Source organism: Streptomyces hygroscopicus (assembly GCF_026168105.1).
GTDB classification, from domain to species: Bacteria; Actinomycetota; Actinomycetes; order Streptomycetales; family Streptomycetaceae; genus Streptomyces; species Streptomyces hygroscopicus_D.
Window position 1 is genome coordinate 82,434 of sequence record NZ_LBMW01000005.1, and the last position, 25,555, is coordinate 107,988.

The window sequence follows — 25,555 nt, forward strand, 5'->3', positions numbered from 1 at the left end:
GCATCATGGTGCTGAACGGTGAGGTGAGTCCCGTGGAGACGAGCGCGTTCGCCCTGGAGCGTGTCACGGTGCGACGCGGCGACACGACCCTGTTGGAGGAGATCACCTGCTCCATTCCCGCCGCGGCCTGCACTGCCCTGGTCGGACCGAGCGGCGCGGGCAAGACGACTTTCCTACGTCTTCTCAACCGGCTTGAAGAACCCACGGCCGGGACCGTCGCCTTCCAGGACCGCGCCCTGGCCGACTGGAACGTCCTCGCCCTTCGTCGCCACGTCACCCTCGTGGGTCAGCAACCTGTCCTGCTCACCGACAGCGTCCTGGACGACCTGCGCGTCGGCCGTCCCGACCTCGGCCGGCCAGAAGCGGCGGTGCTTCTGGACCGCGTCCACCTGCCCACCACGTACCTCGACCGCGCCACCACGAACCTGTCCGGTGGCGAGGCACAACGCGTCTGCCTGGCACGCGCCCTGGCCGTCACCCCCAAGGCACTGCTGCTGGACGAACCCACCTCCGCCCTCGACGCGGTCGGCACCGCGGCGGTCGAGGACGTCGCACACGATCTGGTCGCCGACGGCCTGACCGTGGTCCTGGTCAGCCACAACATCGCCCAGGCTCGCCGCCGGTCCGACCACGTCCTCGTACTCGACCGCGGCCACCTCGTCGACCAGGGCGAAGCCCACCACGTCGACTACCTCAGGGAGCACGCGTGAACCCCGCCGTCCCCACCTGGGCGGGCGTCGCCGCCTCCGCAGCCCTGGTCGCCCTCACTGTCACCGTGGCCTGGCGCGGACGCCTCCGCCTGGCTCGCGACATTGCCCTCGCCGCAGTCCGCGCGGCACTCCAACTCGCCGCCGTCGGCGCCCTCCTGCTCCTGGTCTTCCGCCACGCCGGACTCGCCGGAGCCACCGGCTGGCTCGCCGTCATGGTTCTCATCGCGGGGCAGGTCGCCGCCCGCCGCACCCGGGCCCTGCCCAGGGCTCTGCCCACCGCGACCGTCGCGATCACCCTCGGCACGGCGGCGACCATGGGCACTCTGCTGGCCCTGGCCGTGATCGCCACCCAGGCCCGCGTCGTCATCCCCGTCGGCGGCATGGTCGTCTCCGGAGCCATGCAGGCCACCGCCCTCGCCCTGACCCGCCTCCACGACGAGGTCCGCACCGCCCGTCCCGCCATCGAGGCCCGTCTCAGCCTCGGCCTCGCCGCCACTGACGCCTTCGCCCCGCATCAGCGCACCATCGTCCGTACGGCCCTGATCCCCGCCCTCGACTCCACCAAGACCGTCGGTGTCATCAGCTTGCCCGGAGCCATGACCGGCCTCATCCTCGCCGGAGTCGGCCCCTTCACGGCGATCCGCTACCAGATCGTCGTGATGTACATGCTGCTCGCGGCGGCGGCACTCGCCGCGCTCACTGCCGTCCGCCTGGCCGAACGCGCCCTGTTCGACGACGCCCACCGCCTGCGCCCCTTTGAAGGAGCTGAGGGCGCCAGGGCAACTCCCGATTCCCGGGGCTGAGAAGTGCTGAGGGCCCGCTCCGCGAGGCACTGCGAGAGCGCCTGTTCGACGGGTTGGGTGCGCGCGCGAACGAATCGAGGGCCCTGGTAGGCAACCGGGGCACGCCGATGACCGCCGCCCGACCGACGAACTCGACACCCCGCTCGCGGTGCACTCGGCCTCCCCACGCCCCGGCTTCTTCTCGTTCAACAAGTTCAACGCCATGCAACTGCTCATCAGGACCGCTCGGTTGGCCCAAGCCGAGGCGGAACAGAGCACCGTGGGCGGTCCCGCCGAGTGGGACGTGAAGAAGCGGCTCATGCTCGTCGACCGCACCAGGGTCGTCCGCCTGGAACGGCAGGGCGGCCGGTATCGCCCGAGTGGTCACCAACCGGGGCACGATCGACGTCCCCGCGAGCGGCCACGTCTTCCTCGGCCTGGGCACGGTGGAGAACACCCGGGTCGCCCTGGCGACGCTGCCGAACACGCACTGCCTGATCGGCCGCAACCTCATGGCGCACCTGCGTTCCAACCTCACGATCCGCGTGCCGCGCGCCGCACTTGGCAACGCCTTGGCCGGCGTCGAGGAACTCGCCGTCTCAGCCCTGTTCGTCAAGGGCGTTCACACCCACACCGACGGCAGTCCGGAACACTTCCATCTCCAGATCACGGCCTCCGGCGTCGGCGCGCTGGGCACCGACTCCGAGGCGGAGCTGTTCAAGAAGATCCCCGACATCGACACGCTCGACAGCTTCCGCGACCTGACGGACGAGTGGGTCGTCGTCACCTTGCGCGGCATCGGCGAGATGACCGGCGACAAGACATCGCCCGATCCGGAAAACCGGGGAGCACATCCTGCCCCGCGGCGCAAGCCTGCCACCGCAGACCCGGCCTCGGGCTTCGTCGGACTCCAGGGCCACACCTGAAAGGTCGCCTTCCGGAACATCCGCATCAAGGAACTCTGACACCCGGCCCCGGCCTGGATCCTGAACCGGATGCGCGAGCGGGGACGGCCCGTCCACGGCCAGCGGTGGTCCTGGACCCCGACCGGCCACCTGGCACCAGTCGCGCAGACCGAGCCGACCAGGCCCAGCCGAAGTACAACTCGAAGAACAATCCGCACGCCCAACAAGCAGGGCCCCGCCGTGAGATAAGTCACGCGCCGGGGCCCTGTCGCGTCCTCGCCTCGGGCCGTGCGATACCTCACATCCGGCACGGACAACGAGAAAGGGCCCCTCCAGGACTTTCGTCACTGTGAGAGACCCGTTTCGTCGGTACCTCGTGGTGCGCGAGGGGGGAGTTGAACCCCCACGCCCTTGCGGGCACTGGAACCTGAATCCAGCGCGTCTGCCTATTCCGCCACCCGCGCATTGGGTGTGTCCTCCGGCTCCGGCCTCTTTCGTTGCTGGCGCCTTCCGACATCCAGAACATTAGCACGCTGGAGAGGGTGGGTTCACATCCCTTTCCCGCAGGGCGGCCCCGCCCGCCCCGGGACACCCCCCGCCCGACCAGCGACAACCCCGGGACGACCAGCGACGACGGGCGGACCGGCCGCGGCGTCCGGAACCCGGCGCCCTGCCCCGGCACCCGACGAGCGGACCGGGCCCGCCCGTCATCCGCGGCGCTCCCGTCCCACCCCGGCTCACCGGGCCCGGCCCCGTCCCGAGGTCCGACCGGCGCCGACCCCGGCACCCACCCGCGCCCCCGACCCGGCCCTCGCTCCGCACTGCCCCAAATCCGGGCCCCGCCCCAGACCCCGACCGCGACCCCGACCCCGGCCCCGACTCCGATCGCCACAAACGTCCAAATATGTCCCACTTGAAGCAACATGCCCAGGTTCACGTTCTCGACGTGTCCCGCCTCACGTTCGCCCTGTGTTCCGGTTCACCTTCTCGACGTGTTCCGGTTCACCTTCTCGACGTGTCCCGCCTCACGTTCCCCCCGTGTCCCGGTTCGCGCACCCGCCGTGTCCCGCCTTCACGCCTCAAAACGTGTCCCGCTTCACGTCTCAACATGTCCCTGTTCACGTATCAACCTCGTACCGGTACCACTCATCTCTCCGGTAGGCGGGCGGGCTCCACAGCCAGGTGCGGGACACTGGTCTTCGGCCGCCTCTACGATCCATGTCAGGAGTACGTCCGAGGAGTACGCCCGGGAGGAGTTCGAAGAGGCTGTTCGCAGGGAACTCCGCAGGCGTCGACACCCGTCGACAGGGCCGACAGGGGGAACCAGGCGATTTTCCGGCGCGTGGATACGATCAGTAAGCAGTACCAGGTAAGCAGTAGACAGGACGGCAACGAAGGAGGAGGTGCCCCATGGGAGTCCTGAAGAAGTTCGAGCAGCGTCTCGAAGGTCTGGTCAACGGCACCTTCGCCAAGGTGTTCAAGTCCGAGGTACAGCCCGTGGAGATCGCCGGTGCGCTCCAGCGGGAGTGCGACAACAACGCGACCATCTGGAACCGCGACCGGACCGTCGTCCCCAACGACTTCATCGTGGAGCTGAGCGCGCCGGACTACGAGCGCCTCAGCCCCTATTCCGGCCAGCTCGGCGACGAGCTCGCCGCCATGGTGCGCGACTACGCCAAGCAGCAGCGCTACACGTTCATGGGCCCCATCAAGGTCCACCTGGAGAAGGCCGACGATCTCGACACCGGTCTGTACCGGGTCCGCAGCCGTACTCTCGCCTCCTCCACGAACCAGCAGCCTCCCGCGCCGGACGCGGCAGGGCGCCAGGCCCCCGGCGGTTATGGCTATCCTCCGACGGGCGGGCCCACAGGGGCTCCGCCCATGCCGTCCGCGCCACCGCCCGGTGGGGGTCCCGGCGCCGCGCCCCACGGCCAGCGGCCCACGGCCGCGGCCACGGCGGGCGGGCGCACCCGCTACTGGATCGAGATCAACGGCACCCGCCACCAGATCTCCCGTCCGACGCTGGTGCTGGGCCGCAGCACGGAGGCCGACGTGCGGATCGACGACCCCGGCGTCTCGCGTCGGCACTGTGAGATCCGGACCGGAACGCCCTCGACGATCCAGGATCTCGGGTCCACCAACGGCATCGTGGTGGACGGGCAGCACACCACCCGCGCTACGCTCCGCGACGGCTCGCGGATCGTCGTGGGCAGCACCACCATCATTTACCGGCAAGCCGAAGGGTGAAGCGGGGGCAATGTCAGAGCTGACCCTCACGGTCATGCGGCTGGGTTTCCTGGCCGTACTGTGGCTGTTCGTGATCGTGGCCGTGCAGGTCATCCGCAGCGACCTGTTCGGTACGCGTGTCACCCAGCGCGGCTCGCGCCGGGAGAGCGGACGGCCGCAGCAGGCCGCCCGTCAGGCGGCGGCGCCCCCGGCGCAGCGCCAGCAGCCGAGCGGCGGCCGTCAGCGTCGTGGCGCCCCCAGCAAGCTGGTCGTCTCCGAGGGTTCCCTGACGGGCACGACGGTCGCGCTGCAGGGCCAGACGATCACGCTCGGCCGCGCCCACGACAGCACTATCGTGCTGGACGACGACTACGCCTCCAGCCGGCACGCAAGGATCTACCCCGACCGGGACGGCCAGTGGATCGTCGAGGACCTCGGCTCCACCAACGGCACGTACCTGGACCGGACCCGGCTGACGACCCCCACACCGATCCCGTTGGGCGCGCCGATCCGCATCGGCAAGACGGTCATCGAGCTGCGGAAGTAGTACGACAATGAGCGAGCGGAGCGAGCACGCAGCGGCGGTCCACACCGCGGGCCCCGGCGCGCTCCCGACCGGAGGGTGGGCACCGTGCGGATGTACCCGGAGCCGACGGGCGAGGTGCGCATGAGTCTGTCACTGCGCTTCGCCGCCGGATCGCACAAAGGCATGATCCGCGAGGGCAACGAGGACTCCGGTTACGCCGGGCCCCGACTGCTCGCGATCGCGGACGGGATGGGCGGCCAGGCCGCCGGCGAGGTCGCCTCCTCCGAGGTGATCTCCACCATCGTCGCGCTCGACGACGACGTCCCCGGCTCGGACATCCTCACCTCGCTCGGCACGGCGGTGCAGCGCGCCAACGACCAGCTGCGGGCGATGGTCGAGGAGGACCCCCAGCTCGAGGGCATGGGGACCACGCTCACCGCCCTGCTGTGGACCGGTCAGCGGCTCGGGCTCGTCCACGTCGGGGACTCCCGCGCGTATCTGCTGCGGGACGGCGTCCTGACGCAGATCACCCAGGACCACACCTGGGTGCAGCGGCTCGTCGACGAGGGCCGTATCACGGAGGAAGAGGCCACCACCCATCCGCAGCGTGCCCTTCTGATGCGCGCGCTGGGCAGCGGCGACCATGTCGAACCCGACCTGTCCATCCGTGAGGTCCGGGCCGGCGACCGGTATCTGATCTGCTCCGACGGTCTGTCCGGGGTCGTCTCCCACCAGACGATGGAGGAGACCCTCGCCAGCTACCAGGGCCCGCAGGAGACCGTGCAGGAGCTGATCCAGCTCGCGCTGCGCGGCGGCGGCCCCGACAACATCACGGTCATCGTGGCCGACGTCCTCGACCTGGACACCGGGGACACCCTCGCAGGGCAGCTGTCCGACACCCCGATCGTGGTGGGCGCGGTCGCCGAGAACCAGCACCACCTGCACGACAACGGCATCATGCAGACACCCGCGGGACGCGCCGCCGGCCTCGGCCGCCAGGTGCCCGGACAGGGCGGCGGGGGCGAGTTCGGCCCACCCGGCAGCGGCGACACCACCGGCTACGTCCCGGCGGGCAGCTTCGGCGACTACACCGACGAGGACTTCGTCAAGCCGAAGAAGGGCCGCAGGTGGCTGAAGAGATCCTTCTACACGGCCCTGGCGCTCGGCATCGTCGGCGGCGGCCTCTACGGCGCCTACCAGTGGACGCAGACGCAGTACTACGTCGGTGCCAACGGCGAGCACGTCGCGCTGTACCAGGGCATCAGCCAGGACCTGGCCTGGGTGTCGCTGTCGAAGGTGCAGACGGACCACCCGGAGATCGAACTCAAGTACCTGCCTCCGTACCAGCAGAAGCAGGTCAAGGCGACCATCGCCGAGGGCGGCCTCACTCCGGCCCAGTCGAAGATCTCCGAGCTGTCCGTGCAGGCGTCCGCGTGCAAGAAGGAGAGCCAGCGCCAGCAGGCCGAGAGCCAGAACGCCAAGAACGGCGCGGGCCAGGCCAAGAGCACCACGGGAACCACAAAGACCTCACCGACGTCCAAGGCCACACCCTCGCCGAACCCATCGGCGTCCAAGTCCCAGACCGCACCCACTCCCACACCCGGCCCCAGCCTCTCGGAGGAAGAGCAGAAGGTCGTCTCACTGTGCGGTAAGCAGTAAGCAAGCCGTGAGGGGCCCTGTCACACCATGAGCAGCAGTACGAACACGACGACGCACCACACGTCCACGATCGGCTCGATCGGCACGCCGAGTCGCCGCAACACCGAACTGGCGCTTCTGGTGTTCGCCGTCGTCATTCCGGTGTTCGCCTACGCCAATGTGGGCCTCGCCATCGACAGCAAGGTGCCCCCCGGCCTGCTGAGCTACGGCCTCGGTCTCGGTCTGCTGGCCGGCGTGGGGCATCTCGCCGTACGGAAGTTCGCCCCGTACGCGGACCCGTTGCTGCTGCCGCTGGCCACGCTGCTCAACGGACTCGGACTGGTCGTCATCTGGCGGCTGGACCAGTCCAAGCTGCTGCAGTCCATCAAGCAGGCGGGCGACAAGGCGCCCAACCAGCTGATGTACACGGCGATGGGCGTCGCGCTCTTCGTCGCCGTTCTGGTCTTCCTCAAGGATCACCGGGTCCTGCAGCGCTACACGTACATCTCCATGGTCGGCGCGCTGGTCCTGCTGCTCCTGCCGCTCGTCCCGGGCCTCGGCCTGAACGTGTACGGCGCGAAGATCTGGATCCACGTCGGCAGCTTCAGCATCCAGCCCGGCGAGTTCGCGAAGATCGTGCTGGCTGTCTTCTTCGCCGGCTATCTGATGGTCAAGCGCGATGCGCTCGCCCTGGCCAGCCGCCGCTTCATGGGTCTGTATCTGCCGCGTGGCCGCGACCTCGGTCCCATCCTCGTCGTCTGGGCGATGTCGATCCTCATCCTGGTCTTCGAAACCGACCTCGGTACGTCGCTGCTGTTCTTCGGCATGTTCGTCGTCATGCTGTACGTCGCCACCGAGCGGACCAGCTGGATCGTCTTCGGTCTGCTGATGTCCGCGGTCGGCGCCGTCGGCGTGGCCTCCTTCGAACCGCACGTGCAGCAGCGCGTCCAGGCCTGGCTCGACCCGATGAAGGAGTACACGCTCAGCCGCCAGGGGGTCGCGGGCCACTCCGAGCAGGCCATGCAGGCCCTGTGGGCCTTCGGCTCCGGCGGCACCCTCGGCACCGGCCTCGGTCAGGGCCACTCCGAGCTCATCCGGTTCGCCGCGAACTCCGACTTCATCCTCGCCACGTTCGGCGAGGAGCTGGGCCTGGCCGGCATCATGGCGATCCTGCTCATCTACGGTCTGATGGTGGAGCGCGGCGTGCGCACCGCCCTCGCCGCCCGCGACCCGTTCGGCAAGCTGCTCGCCGTCGGTCTCTCCGGCGCCTTCGCGCTCCAGGTTTTCGTGGTCGCCGGCGGTGTCATGGGCCTCATCCCGCTGACCGGTATGACGATGCCGTTCCTGGCGTACGGCGGTTCCTCCGTCATCGCCAACTGGGCGCTGGTCGGCATCCTGCTGCGCATCAGCGACACCGCGCGCCGCCCGGCCCCGTCCCCCGCCCCCAACCCCGACGCCGAGATGACCCAGGTGGTCCGCCCGTGAACAAGCCCCTGCGCCGGATCGCGATCTTCTGCGGGCTTCTCGTCCTCGCGCTGCTCGTCCGCGACAACTGGCTCCAGTACGTCCAGGCCGACAGCCTGCGCACCGACCCGAAGAACCGCCGCGTGCTGATCGCCCGGTACTCGACGCCGCGCGGCGACATCATCGTCGACGGCAACCCGATCACCGGGTCCCAGAAGACGTCCACGGACAGCCTCAACGACTTCGCCTACAAGCGCACGTACAAGGACGGCGCGATGTGGGCGCCGGTCACCGGCTACGCCTCGCAGGCGTTCGGAGCCTCGCAGCTGGAGTCCATCGAGGACGGCATCCTCACCGGCACCGACGACCGGCTGTTCTTCCGCAACACCCTGAACATGCTGACCGGCAAGCAGCAGCAGGGCGGCAACGTCGTCACGACGCTCAACGCCGGCGCGCAGAAGGCCGCCTACGACGGTCTGCAGAAGGTCGGCGGCAAGGGCGCGGCCGTGGCGCTGAACCCGCAGACCGGCGCGATCCTGGCGCTGGCCTCCTACCCGTCGTACGACCCGTCGACGTTCGCGGGCAACTCCACGTCCACCGACAGCAAGGCGTGGACCAAGCTGCAGAAGAGCAGCGACCCCGACGACCCGATGCTGAACCGGGCGCTGCGCGACACCTACCCGCCGGGCTCCACCTTCAAGGTGGTCACCGCGGCCGCGGCGCTGGAGAACGGTCTGTACAACGGTGCCGACCAGCCGACCAACTCCCCGCTGCCGTACATCCTCCCGGACTCCAGGACCGAGCTGAAGAACGAGGGGGACATCCCCTGCAAGAACGCGCCCATGCGGGTCGCGCTGCAGTACTCCTGCAACACCGTCTTCGGCAAGATCGGCGCCGACCTGGGCAAGGACAAGATGCTGGAGGAGGCGAAGAAGTTCGGCTTCGACTCGGAGCAGTTCACGCCGGTGCGCTCCGTCACCTCCAACTTCCCCGAGACCATGAACAGGCCGTCGACCGCGCTCAGCTCGATCGGCCAGTTCGAGACGGCGGCGACCCCGCTGCAGATGGCCATGGTCGCCTCGGCGGTCGCGAACGACGGCAAGCTGATGAAGCCGTACATGGTGGACAAGCTGCAGGCGCCCAGCCTGGACGTGATCACCCAGACCCAGCCGCAACAGCTGAGCCAGCCGCTGTCCTCGAAGAACGCCCAGGTCCTGCAGTCGATGATGGAGACGGTCGTCACCGACGGTACGGGCAAGAACGCGCAGATCCCGGGCGTCACCGTGGGTGGCAAGACCGGTACCGCCCAGCACGGTCTGAACAACAGCGGGAAGCCGTACGCCTGGTTCATCTCGTATGCCAAGCTCAAGGACGGCAGCTCGCCGGTGGCCGTGGCCGTGGTCGTCGAGGACAGCGAGGCCAACCGAGGCGACATCTCCGGTGGCGGCCTGGCTGCCCCGATTGCGAAGAACGTCATGGAGGCGGTCATCAACAGCAAGAAGTGACCCCCGTCACGTCCCCTTCACATCGGTGCACGTTGCGATACCGGTCCTGTATCGGGTGGCGGATGTGGCCAGGTCACACAAAGCGAGCCGGGTACCGTATGCCCGGACAGCACACCGCCGGACCACACGCGGGTGTGGTCAGGACCGACGGAGAGGGCTGGTAGGAAGCTATGGAAGAGCCGCGTCGCCTCGGCGGCCGGTACGAGCTGGGCCAGGTGCTCGGCCGTGGTGGCATGGCGGAGGTATACCTCGCGCAGGACACCCGGCTCGGCCGCACTGTGGCGGTGAAGACGCTGCGGGCGGATCTCGCACGCGATCCGTCGTTCCAGGCCCGGTTCCGCCGGGAGGCCCAGTCGGCCGCCTCGCTCAACCATCCCGCGATCGTCGCGGTGTACGACACGGGCGAGGACTACATCGACGGGGTCTCGATCCCGTACATCGTGATGGAGTACGTCGACGGCTCCACGCTCCGTGAGCTTCTTCACAGCGGCCGAAAGCTGCTGCCGGAGCGGGCCATGGAGATGACCATCGGCATCCTCCAGGGCCTGGAGTACGCCCACCGCAACGGCATCGTCCACCGCGACATCAAGCCCGCGAACGTCATGCTGACGCGCAACGGCCAGGTCAAGGTGATGGACTTCGGCATCGCCCGGGCGATGGGCGACTCCGGAATGACGATGACGCAGACCGCGGCGGTCATCGGCACGGCCCAGTACCTCTCGCCGGAGCAGGCAAAGGGCGAGCAGGTCGACTCCCGGTCGGACCTGTATTCGACGGGTTGCCTGCTGTACGAGCTGCTGACCGTCCGCCCGCCGTTCGTGGGCGACTCCCCGGTCGCGGTCGCTTACCAGCATGTGCGCGAGGAGCCCCAGCCGCCGAGCGTCTTCGACCCGGAGATCACGCCCGAGATGGACGCGATCGTGCTGAGGGCGCTGGTCAAGGACCCTGACTACCGTTACCAGAGTGCCGACGAGATGCGCCAGGACATCGAGGCGTGCCTCGACGGCCAGCCGGTCACGGCGACGGCGGCGATGGGCTCGGCCGGCTACGGCGGCTACTCCGACCACCAGCCGACGACGGCCCTGCGCGCCGACGCCGGCGCGGGCGCCACGACGATGATGCCGCCGATGAGCCCGGACGACGGCGGCTTCGGCTACGACGACCGCCCGGACCGCCGCCGCCAGAAGAAGTCGAACACGTCGACGATCCTGCTGGTCGTCGCCGGTGTGCTGGTGCTGGTCGGCGCGATCCTCATCGGCAAGTGGATGTTCAGCGGCAACATCGCGGGCAACGACACCGTCTCCGTGCCCAACTTCGTCGGGCAGTCGCAGAAGGACGCGCAGAGCCTGGCGACGAACTCCGACCTGAAGCTGACCTTCTCCGGCAAGCCCTGCGACAACCAGGCGAAGGGCAACGTCTGCTCCCAGAACCCCACCGCGAAGACGGAGGTCAAGAAGGGCAGCACGGTCAATCTGGTGATGTCGACGGGGGCACCGAAGGTCACGGTGCCGGACGTCAAGGGGCTGCAGTTCGACACCGCGAAGTCCCAGCTCGAGGGCAAGGGCTTCCATGTCGAGCAGAAGACCGTGGAGTCCGACCAGACCCCGGGCGTCGTCACCGACGAGAACCCCCCGGGCAACACGGACCAGGAGAAGGGTTCCACGATCACCCTCACGGTCGCCACGGCACCGGCGACGGTGACCGTGCCCGACGTGACGGGCCAGACCTGTGACGCCGCCAAGAAGCAGATGCAGGACAACAACCTGAACGGCACCTGCACCGAGGTGGACAACAGCGACCCGAACCAGGCGGGCAAGGTCATCCAGACCTCGCCGGCGGCGAACAGCCAGGTCAGGAAGGGCTCGACGGTCACCATCCAGGTCGGCAAGGCGGTCAACCAGCAGACCCAGGTCCCGAACATACAGGGCCAGAAGCTCAAGGACGTCAAGCAGCTGCTGCAGCAGGCGGGGCTCCAGGTCGGCAACATCGCCGGCTCCCAGGACGACAACTCCGTCGTCGTGGCGTCTAACCCGCCCCAGGGTTCGACGGTCAACCGGGGCACGGCGGTGAACCTGTTCACCGTGGACCAGGCAGGCGGCAACAACGGCGGAAACAACGGCGGCACGAACATCTTCGGCGGAGTGACCGGCAGAGGCTGACCGGCCAGGCGCGACGGCCGAGCCCCGGCACCCCATCTGGGGGCCGGGGCTCGGTCGTGCGGGTCTCGCACCCGCGGGCCGCGAAGGCCGCCGCTCAGGTCAGTTCCTTCGGCGGAGTCCGCTTGCTGTCCACCTTGTCCACCCGTACGAGCTCGCCCCACACGATGTAGCGGTACTCCGACGTGAAGACCGGGGTGCACGTCGTCAGGGTGATGTAGTGGCCCCGCTTCCTCACGCCTGCCTGCTTCGGGACCGAGGTGAGGACGTCCACGTTGTACTTGGACGTCTGCGGCAGGATCGCGAAGACCTTGTAGACGTACCAGTTGTCCCTCGTCTCGAAGACGATCGGGTCGCCCATCTGCAGCTTGTCGATGTTGTGGAACTTCGCCCCGTGCCCGTCGCGGTGCGCGGCCAGCGCGAAGTTGCCGGTCTTGCCGGTCATGGGCAGAGTCGCCTTGACGGGGTCCGTGTAGTAGCCGGCCACGCCGTCGTTGAGGACGTCCGTCGACGTGCCCTTCTCGACCAGTACGTCGCCGTTCCCCATCGCCGGTACGTGCAGGAAGCCGATCCCGTCCCCGGTGTCCAGCGCGCCCGGCCCGCTGTCGGGTGTCGCGGAGGCCCAGTGGTGGCGCACCTGGGCGCCCTGCCGGTCGGCCTTGCGGTCCGCGAGGACGTTCGTCCACCACAGGGAGTAGACGACAAACAGGCCGAGCACCAGGCCCGCGGTGATGAGCAGTTCCCCGAAGACACTGACCGCCGTCGCGATCCGGCCGCGCCCGCGGCGCCGCGGCATGGACGGGGAGTCGGAGCCCGGCACCTCGGTCTGCTCGTCCTGGTCGGTCGTCACTCCCACTGCATCTGCCCCGTCTGTTCCACGTGTCTGCGAGTCCACGTGCCCTACGAAATGAGCGCGTCCGGCTTGCCCTTGCTGCGCGGCCGTTCCTCGACCATCTTGCCCCAGACGATCAACCGGTACTTGCTGGTGAACTCGGGCGTACAGGTGGTCAGTGTGATGTAGCGGCCCGGCTGGGTGAATCCCGACCCCCTCGGAATGGGGTCGAGGACGCTCGTGTTCGCCGGGGACGTCACCGGAAGGGTAGATGTCATCTTGTAGACGAAGTACTCGTCCTGCGTCTCCACCACGATCGCATCGCCCGGCTGGAGGCGGTTGATGTACCGGAACGGCTCACCGTGCGTGTTCCGGTGCCCCGCGAGCCCGAAGTTGCCCGTCTTGGCGTCCGGCATCGCCGTCTTCAGGCTGCCCTCCCCGTAGTGCCCGACCATGCCCTTGTCGAGCACCTGGGACTTGCTGGTGCCCTCCGCGATCGGCACGACCACGTCCAGCTTCGGGATGTGCAGGATGGCGAAGCCCTGTCCGGGCGCGAACTGTCCCGGCGCGCGCTTGCCGCTCGCCCAGTCCTGCTGGAGGTGCTGCGCGGCGTTGCCCGCCTCCTCGCGCGCCCGTATGTTCGACCACCACAGCTGGTAGGTCACGAACAGCAGCATCACCACACCGGTGGTGATGAAAAGCTCACCGACCACACGGCTCACGAGGACCGCCGCACCGGGCTTCTGCGCCCTTGCGGCCCGCCGGGCCTCCACCCGGGACAAGGGCGCCCGCACGGCCGCCCCAGCGGGCTTCCCGGCCGTTTCAGTGGCCTTCCCGGCCGTCTGCCCGCCTCCGTGCCGTCCGTGCCTGCGGGCCGCCCTGCGCCGCGCGGCACGGCCGCCGGGCGCGGGTCCGGAGACCCCGGTGCGGTCCGTGGCCCTCCGCGTCTGGCCTACGTCCGCGGAGCGCAGCGCGACGGTCTCGTCGTCCATGGGCGCGTCCGGGAACCCGGAGCCGCCCCGGGGCGCCGGTCGGTCGTACGGCGGCACGGCGCCGCCCCCGTCGTACGAAGGGGCCGCCGGGGATCCCTCGTACGAGGGAAGCACCGTCGTCGCGTCGTACGCCTGCTGGGGCATCTGGTGCCCGTACGGTCGCTCGCCGTAGCCCGCGCCACCGTCCCCGGAGTACTGATGGTAGGAAGACCACTCCTGCTCCTGCCCCGACCACACACCGGAGCCCTCGTACGGCTGCCCGTACGAGGACCCGTGCTCCGCGGCGCCCCCGTAGGAGGCGCCGGTCTCACGCTCGGGGCGCAGCGCGGTCACGCCGTGGCCCTGCCCACCACCGGGGCGAGCCCCGCCGACCTCGCCACGGCCCCGTCGTCACCGCACTCCGCCAGCCAGTTGGCCAGCATCCGGTGACCATGCTCGGTCAGGACCGATTCAGGGTGGAACTGCACGCCCTCGACCGGGAGTTCACGGTGTCTGAGACCCATGATGATCCCGTCCTGGGTCCGCGCGGTGACCTCCAGTTCGGCCGGCACCGTCTCGGGCTCGGCCGCCAGGGAGTGGTAGCGCGTGGCGGTGAAGGGGGTCGGCAGTCCGGCGAACACGCCCTTGCCCTCGTGCTCGACCAGCGAGGTCTTGCCGTGCAGCAGCTCCGGCGCCCGGTCGACCACACCGCCGTACGCCACCTGCATCGACTGCATGCCCAGGCAGACACCGAAGACGGGGACACCGGTCGTGGCGCAGTGCCGCACCATGTCGACGCAGACGCCCGCCTCCTCGGGGGTGCCGGGCCCGGGGGACAGCAGCACGCCGGAGAAGCCGTCCTGGGCGTGTGCCGTCGACACCTCGTCGTTGCGCAGCACCTCGCACTCTGCACCCAGCTGGTAGAGGTACTGGACGAGGTTGAAGACGAAGCTGTCGTAGTTGTCGACGACGAGAATCCGCGCACTCACTGGTTGTTCACCGTCACATCGTTGAAGGGCAACAGCGGTTCGGCCCACGGGAAGACGTACTGGAAGAGGACGTAGACCACGGCCAGGGCCAGCAGGAGCGAGATCAGTGCCTTCACCCATGCATTGCCCGGCAGATGCCGCCAGATCCAGCCGTACATGCCGTCCCTTCCGTCTCACCACGGCACCAGACTCACGCCGCACGCCACCAGACTAACGGCGCAGAGCCGCCGGTTTGCCTGCCTCCACAGGCTGTGTGGAATCCAGGTGCGCCCAGACGATCAGCCGGTGACTGTGCCCCCATTCCGGATCACACGTGGTCAGCGTCAAATAGCGTCCCGGGTCCTGATACCCGGATTTACGTGGCACAGGGTCGATTACCTCGATGTCCGTGGGCACGGTTTTGTAAGGGCCTTTGTCGATCCGATACGTGAACCAGGTGGTCCCGTCGGTGAGGACGACCGCGTCGCCGGGCCGCAGCGTCGGGAAGTCCTTGAACGGATCGCCGTAGGTGCGCCGGTGACCGGCGACCGCGAAGTTGCCCTCCTGCCCGAGCTGTGCGGTGCCCGCGTAGTGGCCCAGCCCCTTCTTGAGGGTGTCGACGGCGGTGTCCTCGAGCACGGGCTTGTTCCACGTGAAACCGAGCCGCGGAATGTACATGAGGGCGAACGGCCTGCCCGGTACGTACGGTGCCGGCTTCTTCGGGCTCGAGCCGCCGGGTGCGGCTGTCGCTCCCACGGCTGCCTGCGACCACTGCCTCTGAAGCTGCTCGATCTGGTCGTTCATCGCACTGTCGGCCGTCACACCGGTCCAGAACAGGACATAGGACACAAAGAGGATGATGACCACGCCCACGGTGATGCACAGTTCGCTGACGGTCCTGACGATCAGGCGCACCGACACAGGTCCCCCCGCGGCAGCTGTTCCCGGGCTCTACTCCACGGGCTTCGCGTAGTGCAGATCCACTGTGCCCGAGTAGCCGGGAAGAGTCACCGTCCCGTCCTCGGTGACTTTCCAGCCGAGGCCGTAGACGTTGACGTAGACCATGTAGTTCTGGATCGCAGGTGAGGCGGCGAGCGCCTTCTGGAGCTGTCCCGGGTCCCCGATCGCGGTGATCTTGTACGGGGGCGAGTAGACGCGGCCCTGGAGGATCAGGGTGTTGCCGACGCAGCGCACTGCGCTGGTGGAGATCAGCCGCTGGTCCATGACCTTGATGGCCTGGGCGCCGCCCTGCCACAGGGCGTTCACCACGGCCTGCAGGTCCTGCTGGTGGATGACCAGGTAGTCGGGCTGCGGCTCGGGGTAGCCGGGCAGCTTGGCGGTGGCGTTGGGCGGGGCGTCGTTGAGAGTGACCGTGACGGCCTTGCCGGTGAGCTGCTGGGTGCCGGCGTTCTTCTCGAGTGCGGCGAGCCGGGCCTCCTCGGCCTTGCTGATGCCACCCCCGGTGCGCTTGGCCAGGGCCTCGACGTCGTCGCGCAGCGCGGCCTCGGACTCGTCGAGCCGGGCGTTCTTGTGGCTGCGTTCATGAATCAGGTCGGACAGCTTCAGCAGAGAGGAGTCCGTGCGGAGATTGGTGCCCTTGGCCGTGTTGAAGCTCGTGATGAAGAGGAGTCCGGCGAGGGCGAAGACACCCACGGTGAGCACGCGCACGGGCCGCAGCCGTGGCGTACGGGATGACGACGTGGGTCCCGCTCCCGTTTCCGGGGAACCGGAACCCGCCTGAGGAGAGTCGGCAGTATTGCTCAACGTACCCTTATCTCCTTCGGCGCCGCGGAAGCACTACGCTAACGGACGCCCGGGGGAGCGCCCAGTGCCCCCTTGTACGCTCACCGGAGCCCGCCCCAGTTCCCTGCGCGGCCACGCAGCGCATCGACAGGAGAAACCCTCGTGCCGAAGTCACGTATCCGCAAGAAGGCCGACTACACGCCGCCGCCGTCCAAGCAGGCCACAACCATCAAGCTGGACAGCCGCGGCTGGGTCGCGCCGGTCATGCTGGCCATGTTCCTCATCGGTCTGGCCTGGATCGTCGTCTTCTACGTGACCGACGGCTCGCTGCCGATCCACGCGCTCCACAACTGGAACATCGTGGTCGGCTTCGGGTTCATCGCGGCCGGGTTCGGCGTCTCCACGCAGTGGAAGTAGCCGCGCCGCCCGCTCGTCGGCGGCCGGCTTTACCCACGGCTGCACACCGAGTTATCCACAGCCTTGTCCACAGAGGCAGCGATCAGTGGAAAAAGAACGACGATCTGTGGATAACCCATCGAGCGTTGACGCCGGTATGACGGAATCACCGGCCTCCGCAAACATGTTCGCCCCCTGCGCCACCTGCGGAAACTCCGGGTGGTGACAGGGGGCACGCTTGTTCCCCACCGCATGCACAAGATCCGCCAGGGACTGTGGACAACGCTGGGTACAACCTCGGGCTACGGCCTGTGCATATCTGCTGCTCAGGTGAGCTGAGCGGTCCTGATCGCGGTCATGAGAACCACGGCGACCAGCACCAGAGCACACACCCCGTACTGCACGAGGGCCCGGCGCTCACGCGGGGCGTGGACCATGGCATAGCCGACCACGACACCGCCGACGAGTCCCCCGATATGGGCCTGCCAGGCGATGTTGCCCCACCCGAAGGTGATGATCAGGTTGACCACCAGGAGACCGATCACGGGGCGCATGTCGTACCTGAGCCGGCGCATGAGCACGGCGGTGGCGCCGAACAGCCCGAAGATCGCTCCGGAGGCACCGAGCGAAGGCTGGGCGGGGGTGGCGATCAGATAGGTGAGCGCGCTGCCGGCCAGCCCGGAGGCGAAGTAGAGCGCGAGGTAGCGGGCGCGGCCGAGGGCCGCTTCCAGTGGGGCGCCGATCCACCACAGGCTGAGCATGTTGAACAGGATGTGGACGTAGTTGGCGTGCAGGAACATCGCGGTCAGCAGCCGGTACCACTGGCCCTCCGCGACACCCACGACCGAGTGGAGCGCCGGGGCGATCGCCTGACCGATGAGTTCGAACCGTTCGGTGAAGCGGTCACCGAGCGACAGCTGGATCAGGAAGACGGCCAGATTGACGCCGATCAGCAGCTTGGTGATCAGCCGGGGGTCGGCGGAGACCGCCCCGCCCGCGAGGGTGCGCGGTCGCGAGGCGTCCGGCGCGTGGCCGGTGCCGGAGCCGCTGCGGACGCAATCCGGGCACTGGAAGCCGACCGAGGCGTTGACCATGCACTCCGGGCAGATGGGGCGCTCGCAGCGGGTGCAGCGGATTCCTGTCTCCCGGTCCGAGTGCCGGTAACAGACCGGCAGCTCGCGCGCTCCGTGCGGTCCCTGGTTCTGCGGGCTGCCTGGCGCCTGGTCCATGGGTCCCCTCAATTCTCCGTACGAGCGGGTGCCCCGCCCTTCCTTCTACGGATGGGCGGGGCGCTTTTGTTCCCTCGTGCGGTGTGCCCCGTGGGGCTCAGCCCTCGCGGGTCTCGACGACGACCGACTCGATGACCACGTCGTTGACCGGACGGTCCGTGCGCGGGTTGGTCTGGGCGGTGGCGATGGAATCCACGACCTTCTGGCTCGCCGCGTCGGTGACCTCACCGAAGATGGTGTGCTTGCGGTTCAGCCAGGCCGTCGGCGCGACCGTGATGAAGAACTGCGAGCCGTTGGTGCCCGGACCGGCGTTGGCCATGGCCAGCAGGTACGGCTTGTCGAAGGCGAGGTCCGGGTGGAACTCGTCCGCGAACTGGTACCCGGGGCCGCCGGTGCCGTTGCCCAGCGGGTCACCGCCCTGGATCATGAAGCCGCTGATCACCCGGTGGAAGACCGTGCCGTCGTAGAGCTTCTGCGTGGACTTCTTGCCGGTCGCCGGGTCGGTCCACTCACGCTCGCCCTTGGCGAGCTCGACGAAGTTACGGACCGTCTGGGGCGCGTGGTTCGGCAGAAGCCGGATCTCGATGTCGCCGTGGTTGGTCTTCAGGGTGGCGTAAAGCTGCTCAGCCACGATCTGCCTTCCGTTGTCCTCTGTGACTCCCCCGATCCTCGCACGGTATGCGCCGTGCGTCGCCCGACCACCACGTCCGAGCGAAGATCGGAGAGCCGTTCCCAGGCGCCTCAGGGGCCACAGGAGCAGATTCCGGACGGACCAGGGGATGCCCGGGGCTCTGGGAATGCAGAAAACCGGCCGAGTCGCCCTGTCGCGGGAGCGCGGTGCGACGATCCGTGGCATTGTCGTCGACAAGCTCCTGTTGTCCCGTATTCATCCGCTATTGCATGCGATCAGCCGATGAAAATGATCACCTCGATCGTCGCCCGTCCCGATGAGGACCGCAGTCGCCGTCCCCGGGCCGTATGACCCGGATGCCTGCCCGCGCATGCCCAAGGGCTCTTCGGGAGGCATGATCCGTAAAAGGCGGGAAAGTCGAAATACCGTACGCCACCGAGGAGGAGGAAGCCGTGACCCGCATCGACAGCGTGCGCGCCGCGACCGGTTCGGCGAAGGACAGCGTGCTGCATGCCGCGGAAGTGGTGGCGCCCTACGCCGACACGGCCAAGGACAAGGCAGCGCACTACGCACACGAGGCGCGCGTTCGTCTCGCGCCCAAGGTGTCGCAGGCCGCCGAGCAGGCCCGCGTCCAGTACGACGCCCACCTCGCCCCGCGCCTGGAACAAGCCCTGGAACAGGCCCGCAGCCATGTGCCGCCCAAGGTGGACCAGGCCGCACACGACGCCGCGGTCTACACCCGCAAGGCAGCCCGTCAGGCGGCCGACTACTCCCGCCCGAAGATCGAGCACGCGGTCGCCGCCGCGGGCCCGGTCCGCGAGGAAGCCGCAGCGCGCGGTGCCGCAGCACTGGCCGCGCTGCGCGGCCAGGTCTCGCCGCGGCAGGTCCAGAAGCTGGTGCGCCGACAGCAGCGGAAGGCCCGAGTCGGCCGCATCGCGAAGGGCCTGGCGCTGCTGGGCGCCCTGGTCGGCGGCGCCTTCGCCGCCTGGAAGTGGTGGGACAAGCAGGCGAACCCCGACTGGCTGGTCGAGCCGCCCGCCGCCACGGAGGTCCCGCAAGGCGACCGCCTGACATCGGTGGACGGCAGTGAGCTGGACCCCGAGGTGCAGGCGAAGCAGGCTGACGAGGACTCCACGGAGAACGACGACCGCCGGTGAACCCGTCCGGTCACCAACCCGGACTCCAACAACGCCGTGGGGCAGGAGACTTGGGGGTCTCCTGCCCCACGGTGATGTTTCACGTGGAACAACGAATGTGGAACGTCGAATGTGGAACGTCGAACGTCATGGGAGGGTTTACACCTTCCCTTCACGATGACGTTTGCAACGCACCATGTGTGCAAGTTCCGTGGAGACTTCTTTTACGGAGCGCATTCTTCTGCTTACACAGTTGCGGGCATAACGACTCACACAAGGCGGGTCAGATCGCCCCACAACACCCCCTGGTCACATCCGTCACCCGGATCCGCGTCGAGGGACCCGGCCATGTCCGGTTGTTTGCGCAAAGAAATGCAACGGGTGCAAATTCTTCGTGTGACACGGGTCACGGGGAAACAAAGACCGGCCAGCCGCCACGAAGGGCACCTGACCGGTCCGAGAAGTGGAGCCTAGGGGAGTCGAACCCCTGACATCTGCCATGCAAAGACAGCGCTCTACCAACTGAGCTAAGGCCCCGGAGGAGTCGCGTCCGGCCGGTGACCAAGCAACCGGCGGGCGCTGCGGACCAGCGTACCGGGTCACCCCCCGTATCTCACAAAAAGAGGGGGGTCCCCGTGGACAACCACTCTCCGTAAGATGCTCGTCGTGGTTCGCTACAGCGAACCGCGGTATATGGGGAAGCGATGGGGAGACGCAATGGACGCCGCACAGCAGGAAGCCACGGCAAGAGCGCGGGAGCTGCAGCGGAACTGGTACGGGGAGCCGTTGGGGGCGCTGTTCCGCAAGCTCATCGACGATCTCGGCCTCAACCAGGCCCGGCTCGCCGGCGTGCTGGGACTGTCCGCCCCGATGCTGTCGCAGCTGATGAGCGGTCAGCGCGCCAAGATCGGCAACCCCGCGGTGGTCCAGCGGGTGCAGCTGCTGCAGGACCTGGCGGGGCAGGTCGCGGACGGGAGCGTGAGCGCCGCCGAGGCGACCGACCGGATGGACGAGATCAGGAAGTCGCAGGGGGGCTCCGTGCTCAGCAACACCACGCAGACGACGAGCAGTTCGGGAGTCCCCACGGTCAAGCGGGTGGTCCGCGAGATCCAGTCGCTGCTGCGCTCGGTGGCGGCGGCCGGGGACATCATCGAGGCGGCGGAGACCCTCGCCCAGACCCACCCGGAACTGGCAGAGTTCCTCAGGGTCTACGGCGCCGGCCGCACCTCCGACGCGGTCGCCCACTATCAGTCCCACCAGAACTGAGCCGATGCCTCGGCCACCGGGGACTCTCGCGCCGAAGGGTGCGCGGGGGTCCTCATCGCCGTTCGGAAGGGGGAGCGACGCACGACCATGGGTGAGGTCTTCGCCGGACGGTACGAATTGGTCGACCCCGTCGGAAGCGGGGGAGTCGGTGCGGTCTGGCGCGCCTGGGACCATCGGCGGCGCCGCTACGTGGCCGCCAAGGTGCTGCAGCAGAGCGATGCCCATGCGCTGCTGCGGTTCGTGCGCGAGCAGGCGCTGCGGATCGACCACCCGCATGTGCTCGCCCCCGCCAGCTGGGCCGCGGACGACGACAAGGTCCTGTTCACCATGGACCTGGTCGCCGGGGGCTCGCTGGTCCACCTCGTCGGGGACTACGGCCCGCTGCCGCCCGCGTTCGTCTGCACCCTGCTGGACCAGCTGCTGTCCGGGCTCGCGGCAGTGCACGCGGAAGGGGTCGTGCACCGGGACATCAAGCCCGCCAACGTGCTCCTCGAGGCCACCGGCACCGCCCGGCCCCGCCTGCGCCTGTCGGACTTCGGCATCGCCATGCGCCTGGGTGAGCCGCGGCTGACGGAGACCGACTATGTGGTGGGGACGCCCGGTTACATCTCGCCCGAGCAACTCCTGGGCGCGGAACCGGACTTCCCGGGCGATCTGTTCGCCGTGGGCCTGGTCGCGCTGTATCTGCTGGAGGGCGCCAAGCCGGACACCAGGGCGCTGGTCGAGCACTTCGTCGCCAACGGCACTCCGGGGGCGCCGCGCGGCATCCCCGGGCCCTTGTGGGAGGTCGTGGCGACGCTGCTGCAGCCGGACCCGGCCGCGCGGTTCCGCACCGCCACGGGGGCCCGCAAGGCGCTGGCCACGGCCATGGAGCTGCTGCCGGAGCCCGGGCCCGACGACGAGCAGGTGGAGATCTTCGACCAACTCGGGCCGCTTCCGGCCGGCTTCGGACCCCAGGGACCGCTGCGCAGAGCCTCGGGGTCCGCGAAGGGCTCCCCACCGGCACCGCCCCACGCATCGGGCACCACGACGGGCCGGGCAGGGGCGACGCAGTCCGCCGCCCGGATGGGCGCGGACTGGAGTGGTACGGGCCGTAGTGACGCGGACAGGAGTGACGCAGACAGGAGCGGTGCAGGCAGGAGTGACGCGGAATCACCCGGCCCGCCGGCTGCCGCACCGGCCTCACCGGGTACCGCGCCCCCTCGGCAGGGGGCCGCTCCCCGGCCGCCGCTCCCCGACACGCCTCACACCGGCGGCGGACCGGCTCGGCCCTCGGCCGGTCCTGTACCTCCCCGTCCCACCACGGCCCCCACGGCCTCCGGTGCGTCCGCCGCAGCTGCCGACGCCCCCCGAACACCCGCGGCCACGCCCGGCACCCCTCCCCCCGCCGTACGACCCGGCGCCGCGCCCCCCGTCGTACCGCCCATGCCCTCGGTCGACCCGACGCCGCCCCCGCCGCCCTCACCGATGTCGGACACCGGCAGCTTCCACCTCCCGCCCCCGCTGCCACAGGAGCCGGTCCATACGGTGCGTCGCCCGCCCGAACGGCCCCCCACACCACCAGGCACGGCGAAACCGCCCGCCCCGGCCCACACGGCTCCCACGGCCCCCGCCTGGCTCCACCACCCCGCGCACATACCCTTACCCGCTCCCGATCCGCACCCGGCCCCGACGGCCGCGGTACGGCAGTCCACCCACGCGTACGTCGTCGGGTCCCCGCACGCGCCCACGCGCCCACAGGGCATCGCGCGGCACGGCAGGAGAGCGGCCGTTCGGCGCCCCGGACCACCGGCGAAGGTCGCCGTACCGGTCCTGCTCCTGGCGCTCGTCTGCTTCGCCGTGGGGTTCTGGGCCCTGACCCGGATCTGAGCGGTGGTCGCCCGGCTCACCTGCGGGCCCGCCGTCGGCCGGCCGCCGTCCACAACCCGAGCCAGAGGACCAGGGCGCTCCCGGTGCCGATCCCGCCCACGGCGACCAGTTTCATCGTGCGGGGGTCCCCAGCGAAGCCGCCGCCCCCTCGCGCTCCGGCTGCCGCGCCCGCTCCGCCGGTGCCTCCCCTCCGGCTGCCGCCGCCCGACGCCTCGGCCTTCGGCCCGGCGGAACCGTCTCCCGCGCCGCCCGTCCCCGTCCGTGCCGCCGCCTCCTTCCGGTCGGCGGCCGTGACCTCGAACACGTCACGCGGCGCGGAGCGCCCCGCGTACGCCGGACCTGCCGCCGGCGTCCCCTTCACCCGCACACGCAGCGTCAGCGCGAACGGCCCGGCGCCGAACTTGTCCGCCACGGGTGCGCCGAGGTGCACGGCGAGGTAGTACCAGCCCGCGAACCGCATCGCGCTAGCGCGGCTGCCGACGGCATGGCGGTTGGCGTAGTCGACGGGCGGCAGCGGGTCGAGCGCGGCCGAGGTCTGGGCGCCGCTGTACCCCGCGTCGGCGTCGCCCACGTAGGCACGGACGGGGTTGTACAGCGACATCGCCAGGGCAGTGCCGACATAGCGGTCGGCCACGGTGGAACTGCCCATCTCGACCGTGGCGGACAACTGCTGGCCCCAGTCGACGGGCACCTTGTAGAAGAGGGTCTGCCCGGGCCTGATCGCGTCCCGCCAGACGCCCTGCCCCAGGGCCCCGGCCGTGGCGAAGCCCGCACCGCCCGCGCGACGCGTGGGGTCGCCCAGGACGGCCTCGGGGGTCGCGGAGTCCCAGGCGCCGGGCGCAGTCGTCGCACCGGGCTGCCGCAGGGCGGGCTCCGACACGTGGTCGAGCTCCAGGTCCCACACGCCCGGTGCGGAGGTGGCCAGGTCGCGGCGTTCGACCACCACGTAGTACGCGCCCGCCCCCTTGCACCCATAGGTACCGGGGCCGGTCTCGCGCGCGGCCCAGGCGGCGATCGGGTGGGGGCTCTGGGTGGGGCCGAAGTAGGTGGCGCCGGAGGAACAGATGGTGCCACCGGCGTCCTCGACGGACACCTTGAGACCGTCGGAGGAGGAGACCTGGGCCCCGGCCCTGGGAATCGCGGTCACGGAGACATAGGCGCCGGCGGTGGCGTCGAGTTCCAGGCGGTAGTAGCGCTTGCTCCCGGCGGGCAGCGTGCTCCTGTACGTCCGGCCGGCATCCAGGCGGGCGGCGTCCGCCGTGCCCGTGGCACCCGCGACCGTTCCGGCGTCGCGGGCGAAGGCGTACGGGGTCGGCGAACCGGCCGTAGATGCCGAGGCGACCACGGACTCCGCGGCGGCCGTGGCGGGCCACGCCGGGAGCGCCATGGTCGGACCGAGCGCGGCTGCCGCGCACAGAACCACCGCCGCGCGCGTCCGCGCCCGTCCGCATCCGAACGCGCCGCGCCCTGCCTCCGTGCGCCACCCCATCACGCGCCCCCTCGCCGTGTATGCAGCCCGGAACGTCGCCCATCCTGCCCCGCACACCCCGTCGGCACCCGCGCATTGCGTACGAGCGACTGAAACGCCCTCCCCCACGCAACACAGAACCCCGACCGCGTCGGCGGTCGGGGTTCGCTCTGAACCTATGGTCTGTCGGACCTCACGAACCCGTTGGCACGGAGTCGGTCGCCTCCGTCCACAGATCCTGCTCGGCGCGATCCGCCTGGATCTGGCGGTACACGAGGAGCCCGCCGATGGCGGCCAGTACGACCAGGAGAAGCTTCTTCACCGCGCGACCTCGTCTTTCCTTGACGTAGGGGACCTCTGGCGCCCGACTATACACACCGATCGATACCGATCGGTGACCTGAGTGGGCCCTCAACTCCGGCCCGGCACAGCGCAGTACAACCGGACCGCTCCACTCCGATCTCCGGGTGATCGCATCTCACGGACTGTGACCTTTCACCTCCCTCCCCACCCTTTTCCTCACCTTCCCGGCCTCTTGCGTCCATCCGGGTGGTGTTCATCAGAAGAACGCCGCGCCGCGGGCGTCGGTCCACCACTTCGGGACCCTCATACACATCATGAGGAAAGTACGCAAATCGCCCAACCCGAAAGTGAGGGGTCATGGCCCGCAACAAGGTCATGAAGCTCTGGACCGCGGTCGTCACCGCCTTCCTGGCGCTGTGCACCGCGCTCGGACTGATCGCCACGACCACGACCGCCGCCGCGGCGGCGCCACTACCGCAGACCCAGCCGGCGCGCAACAGCGACGAACAGGCGACACTGCCGGGACCGGCCCGGACGAGCTGGGCCCGCGACCGGTCCCTACCCCCCACGATGAAACAACGGATCAGCGCCGAGGCCCACGGCTCCTCACCGACCTGCCGACATCAGGCACTCACCGCGAAAGCCCCGACGATCCCCCTGGCCCGCTCCGCCCTCCGGTCCCGCGCCGACCCCGCCGCGGCCCTCGAACCCTCGGCACGGCTCCAGCGCTGATCCCTCTCTTCTTCTTCCCAGAGGCACCCTCACACCTCAGGCGAACTTGCGTACAAAGCCGCCCAAGGCGAACGGCCCGGCACCTGCCCCAGGTGCCGG

Annotated in this window: 24 protein-coding genes and 2 tRNA genes; 14 read left to right on the top strand and 12 right to left on the bottom strand. The window is 69.4% G+C overall.

What is annotated here, in order from left to right:
* Positions 1-5 precede the first annotated feature (5 nt).
* From AAW14_RS07445 to AAW14_RS07455, 3 genes are all read left to right on the top strand, one after another.
* Positions 6-710 carry an ABC transporter ATP-binding protein gene (locus AAW14_RS07445; RefSeq protein WP_265561182.1) on the top strand — a complete coding sequence of 235 codons (705 nt, stop codon included), beginning with the start codon at positions 6-8 and terminating at the stop codon, positions 708-710.
* Positions 707-1,513, top strand: a complete 807-nt coding sequence (locus tag AAW14_RS07450; protein ID WP_265561184.1) for an ABC transporter permease — start codon at positions 707-709, stop codon at positions 1,511-1,513. Before AAW14_RS07445 ends, AAW14_RS07450 begins: the two co-directional genes overlap by 4 nt.
* A 359-nt stretch (positions 1,514-1,872) precedes the next feature.
* Complete coding sequence (locus AAW14_RS07455) at positions 1,873-2,418, top strand: hypothetical protein (RefSeq protein WP_265561186.1); 546 nt, start codon at positions 1,873-1,875, stop codon at positions 2,416-2,418.
* A gap of 356 nt (positions 2,419-2,774) precedes the next feature.
* On the opposite strand, the gene AAW14_RS07460 is transcribed toward AAW14_RS07455, so the two are convergent.
* A tRNA-Leu gene (locus tag AAW14_RS07460) sits at positions 2,775-2,861 on the bottom strand.
* 946 nt (positions 2,862-3,807) lie between these two features.
* Here AAW14_RS07460 and AAW14_RS07465 point away from each other — a divergent pair.
* The 6 genes from AAW14_RS07465 to pknB all read left to right on the top strand — a co-directional run bounded on the left by AAW14_RS07465 (position 3,808) and on the right by pknB (position 11,915).
* Positions 3,808-4,644, top strand: a complete 837-nt coding sequence (locus tag AAW14_RS07465) for an FhaA domain-containing protein (RefSeq protein WP_265561188.1) — start codon at positions 3,808-3,810, stop codon at positions 4,642-4,644.
* Positions 4,645-4,654: 10 nt separating this feature from the next.
* Positions 4,655-5,170 (top strand): FHA domain-containing protein, encoded by a 516-nt coding sequence (locus AAW14_RS07470; RefSeq protein ID WP_265561190.1) that lies wholly within the window; start codon positions 4,655-4,657, stop codon positions 5,168-5,170.
* A gap of 90 nt (positions 5,171-5,260) precedes the next feature.
* Positions 5,261-6,808: a Stp1/IreP family PP2C-type Ser/Thr phosphatase gene (locus tag AAW14_RS07475; RefSeq protein ID WP_265561475.1), complete on the top strand. Its 1,548-nt coding sequence runs from the start codon at positions 5,261-5,263 to the stop codon at positions 6,806-6,808.
* 27 nt (positions 6,809-6,835) lie between these two features.
* Positions 6,836-8,272 (top strand): FtsW/RodA/SpoVE family cell cycle protein, encoded by a 1,437-nt coding sequence (locus AAW14_RS07480; protein ID WP_265561191.1) that lies wholly within the window; start codon positions 6,836-6,838, stop codon positions 8,270-8,272.
* Entirely contained in the window at positions 8,269-9,756 is a 1,488-nt protein-coding gene (locus tag AAW14_RS07485; RefSeq protein WP_265561193.1) for a peptidoglycan D,D-transpeptidase FtsI family protein, read from the top strand. The genes AAW14_RS07480 and AAW14_RS07485 overlap by 4 nt, the downstream gene beginning before the upstream one ends.
* 170 nt (positions 9,757-9,926) lie before the next feature.
* Positions 9,927-11,915, top strand: a complete 1,989-nt coding sequence (pknB, locus tag AAW14_RS07490; RefSeq protein WP_265561195.1) for a Stk1 family PASTA domain-containing Ser/Thr kinase — start codon at positions 9,927-9,929, stop codon at positions 11,913-11,915.
* 94 nt (positions 11,916-12,009) lie between these two features.
* On the opposite strand, the gene AAW14_RS07495 is transcribed toward pknB, so the two are convergent.
* Genes AAW14_RS07495 through AAW14_RS07520 form a run of 6 tightly spaced genes read right to left on the bottom strand, consistent with a single transcriptional unit; the run spans position 12,010 to position 16,447 of the window.
* Positions 12,010-12,768: a class E sortase gene (locus tag AAW14_RS07495; RefSeq protein ID WP_416223265.1), complete on the bottom strand. Its 759-nt coding sequence runs from the start codon at positions 12,766-12,768 to the stop codon at positions 12,010-12,012.
* Positions 12,769-12,812: 44 nt separating this feature from the next.
* Positions 12,813-14,069, bottom strand: coding sequence for a class E sortase (locus tag AAW14_RS07500; RefSeq protein WP_265561197.1), 1,257 nt, complete (start codon positions 14,067-14,069; stop codon positions 12,813-12,815).
* Complete coding sequence (locus tag AAW14_RS07505; protein ID WP_265561199.1) at positions 14,066-14,704, bottom strand: aminodeoxychorismate/anthranilate synthase component II; 639 nt, start codon at positions 14,702-14,704, stop codon at positions 14,066-14,068. The genes AAW14_RS07500 and AAW14_RS07505 overlap by 4 nt, the downstream gene beginning before the upstream one ends.
* Positions 14,701-14,862 (bottom strand): hypothetical protein, encoded by a 162-nt coding sequence (locus AAW14_RS07510; protein ID WP_265561201.1) that lies wholly within the window; start codon positions 14,860-14,862, stop codon positions 14,701-14,703. The genes AAW14_RS07505 and AAW14_RS07510 overlap by 4 nt, the downstream gene beginning before the upstream one ends.
* Positions 14,863-14,914: 52 nt before the next feature.
* On the bottom strand, positions 14,915-15,598 hold the full coding sequence (locus AAW14_RS07515) for a class E sortase (protein ID WP_265561203.1): 684 nt from the start codon (positions 15,596-15,598) through the stop codon (positions 14,915-14,917).
* Between the two features lie 36 nt (positions 15,599-15,634).
* Complete coding sequence (locus AAW14_RS07520) at positions 15,635-16,447, bottom strand: DUF881 domain-containing protein (protein ID WP_265561205.1); 813 nt, start codon at positions 16,445-16,447, stop codon at positions 15,635-15,637.
* A gap of 141 nt (positions 16,448-16,588) precedes the next feature.
* Between AAW14_RS07520 and crgA the strand changes: the two genes are divergently transcribed.
* A complete protein-coding gene (crgA, locus tag AAW14_RS07525) occupies positions 16,589-16,843 on the top strand; it encodes a cell division protein CrgA (RefSeq protein ID WP_265561207.1) in 255 nt (84 codons plus the stop codon).
* 305 nt (positions 16,844-17,148) lie between these two features.
* Here the strand turns inward: crgA and AAW14_RS07530 are convergent, their stop codons facing one another.
* Complete coding sequence (locus tag AAW14_RS07530; RefSeq protein ID WP_265561209.1) at positions 17,149-18,051, bottom strand: rhomboid family intramembrane serine protease; 903 nt, start codon at positions 18,049-18,051, stop codon at positions 17,149-17,151.
* Positions 18,052-18,148: 97 nt separating this feature from the next.
* On the bottom strand, positions 18,149-18,682 hold the full coding sequence (locus tag AAW14_RS07535; RefSeq protein WP_265561211.1) for a peptidylprolyl isomerase: 534 nt from the start codon (positions 18,680-18,682) through the stop codon (positions 18,149-18,151).
* 452 nt (positions 18,683-19,134) lie between these two features.
* On the opposite strand from AAW14_RS07535, the gene AAW14_RS07540 reads away from it, so the two are divergent.
* Positions 19,135-19,839, top strand: coding sequence for a DUF5324 family protein (locus AAW14_RS07540; RefSeq protein WP_265561212.1), 705 nt, complete (start codon positions 19,135-19,137; stop codon positions 19,837-19,839).
* A gap of 443 nt (positions 19,840-20,282) precedes the next feature.
* On the opposite strand, the gene AAW14_RS07545 is transcribed toward AAW14_RS07540, so the two are convergent.
* Positions 20,283-20,355 (bottom strand) — tRNA-Ala (locus tag AAW14_RS07545).
* A 180-nt stretch (positions 20,356-20,535) separates the two neighbouring features.
* Here AAW14_RS07545 and AAW14_RS07550 point away from each other — a divergent pair.
* Together AAW14_RS07550 and AAW14_RS07555 are read left to right on the top strand one after the other, a co-directional pair.
* Positions 20,536-21,084, top strand: coding sequence for a helix-turn-helix domain-containing protein (locus AAW14_RS07550; protein ID WP_265561214.1), 549 nt, complete (start codon positions 20,536-20,538; stop codon positions 21,082-21,084).
* A gap of 87 nt (positions 21,085-21,171) precedes the next feature.
* The gene (locus AAW14_RS07555) at positions 21,172-22,953 is read left to right on the top strand and encodes a serine/threonine protein kinase (protein ID WP_265561216.1); all 1,782 of its coding nucleotides are present in this window, start codon (positions 21,172-21,174) and stop codon (positions 22,951-22,953) included.
* Between the two features lie 16 nt (positions 22,954-22,969).
* Here the strand turns inward: AAW14_RS07555 and AAW14_RS07560 are convergent, their stop codons facing one another.
* Positions 22,970-24,442: a hypothetical protein gene (locus tag AAW14_RS07560; protein WP_265561218.1), complete on the bottom strand. Its 1,473-nt coding sequence runs from the start codon at positions 24,440-24,442 to the stop codon at positions 22,970-22,972.
* 172 nt (positions 24,443-24,614) lie between these two features.
* Positions 24,615-24,743 carry a DLW-39 family protein gene (locus AAW14_RS07565; protein ID WP_217788237.1) on the bottom strand — a complete coding sequence of 43 codons (129 nt, stop codon included), beginning with the start codon at positions 24,741-24,743 and terminating at the stop codon, positions 24,615-24,617.
* Positions 24,744-25,081: 338 nt separating this feature from the next.
* Between AAW14_RS07565 and AAW14_RS07570 the strand changes: the two genes are divergently transcribed.
* The gene (locus AAW14_RS07570; protein ID WP_265561220.1) at positions 25,082-25,456 is read left to right on the top strand and encodes a DUF6344 domain-containing protein; all 375 of its coding nucleotides are present in this window, start codon (positions 25,082-25,084) and stop codon (positions 25,454-25,456) included.
* The last annotated feature ends 99 nt before the right edge of the window (positions 25,457-25,555 follow it).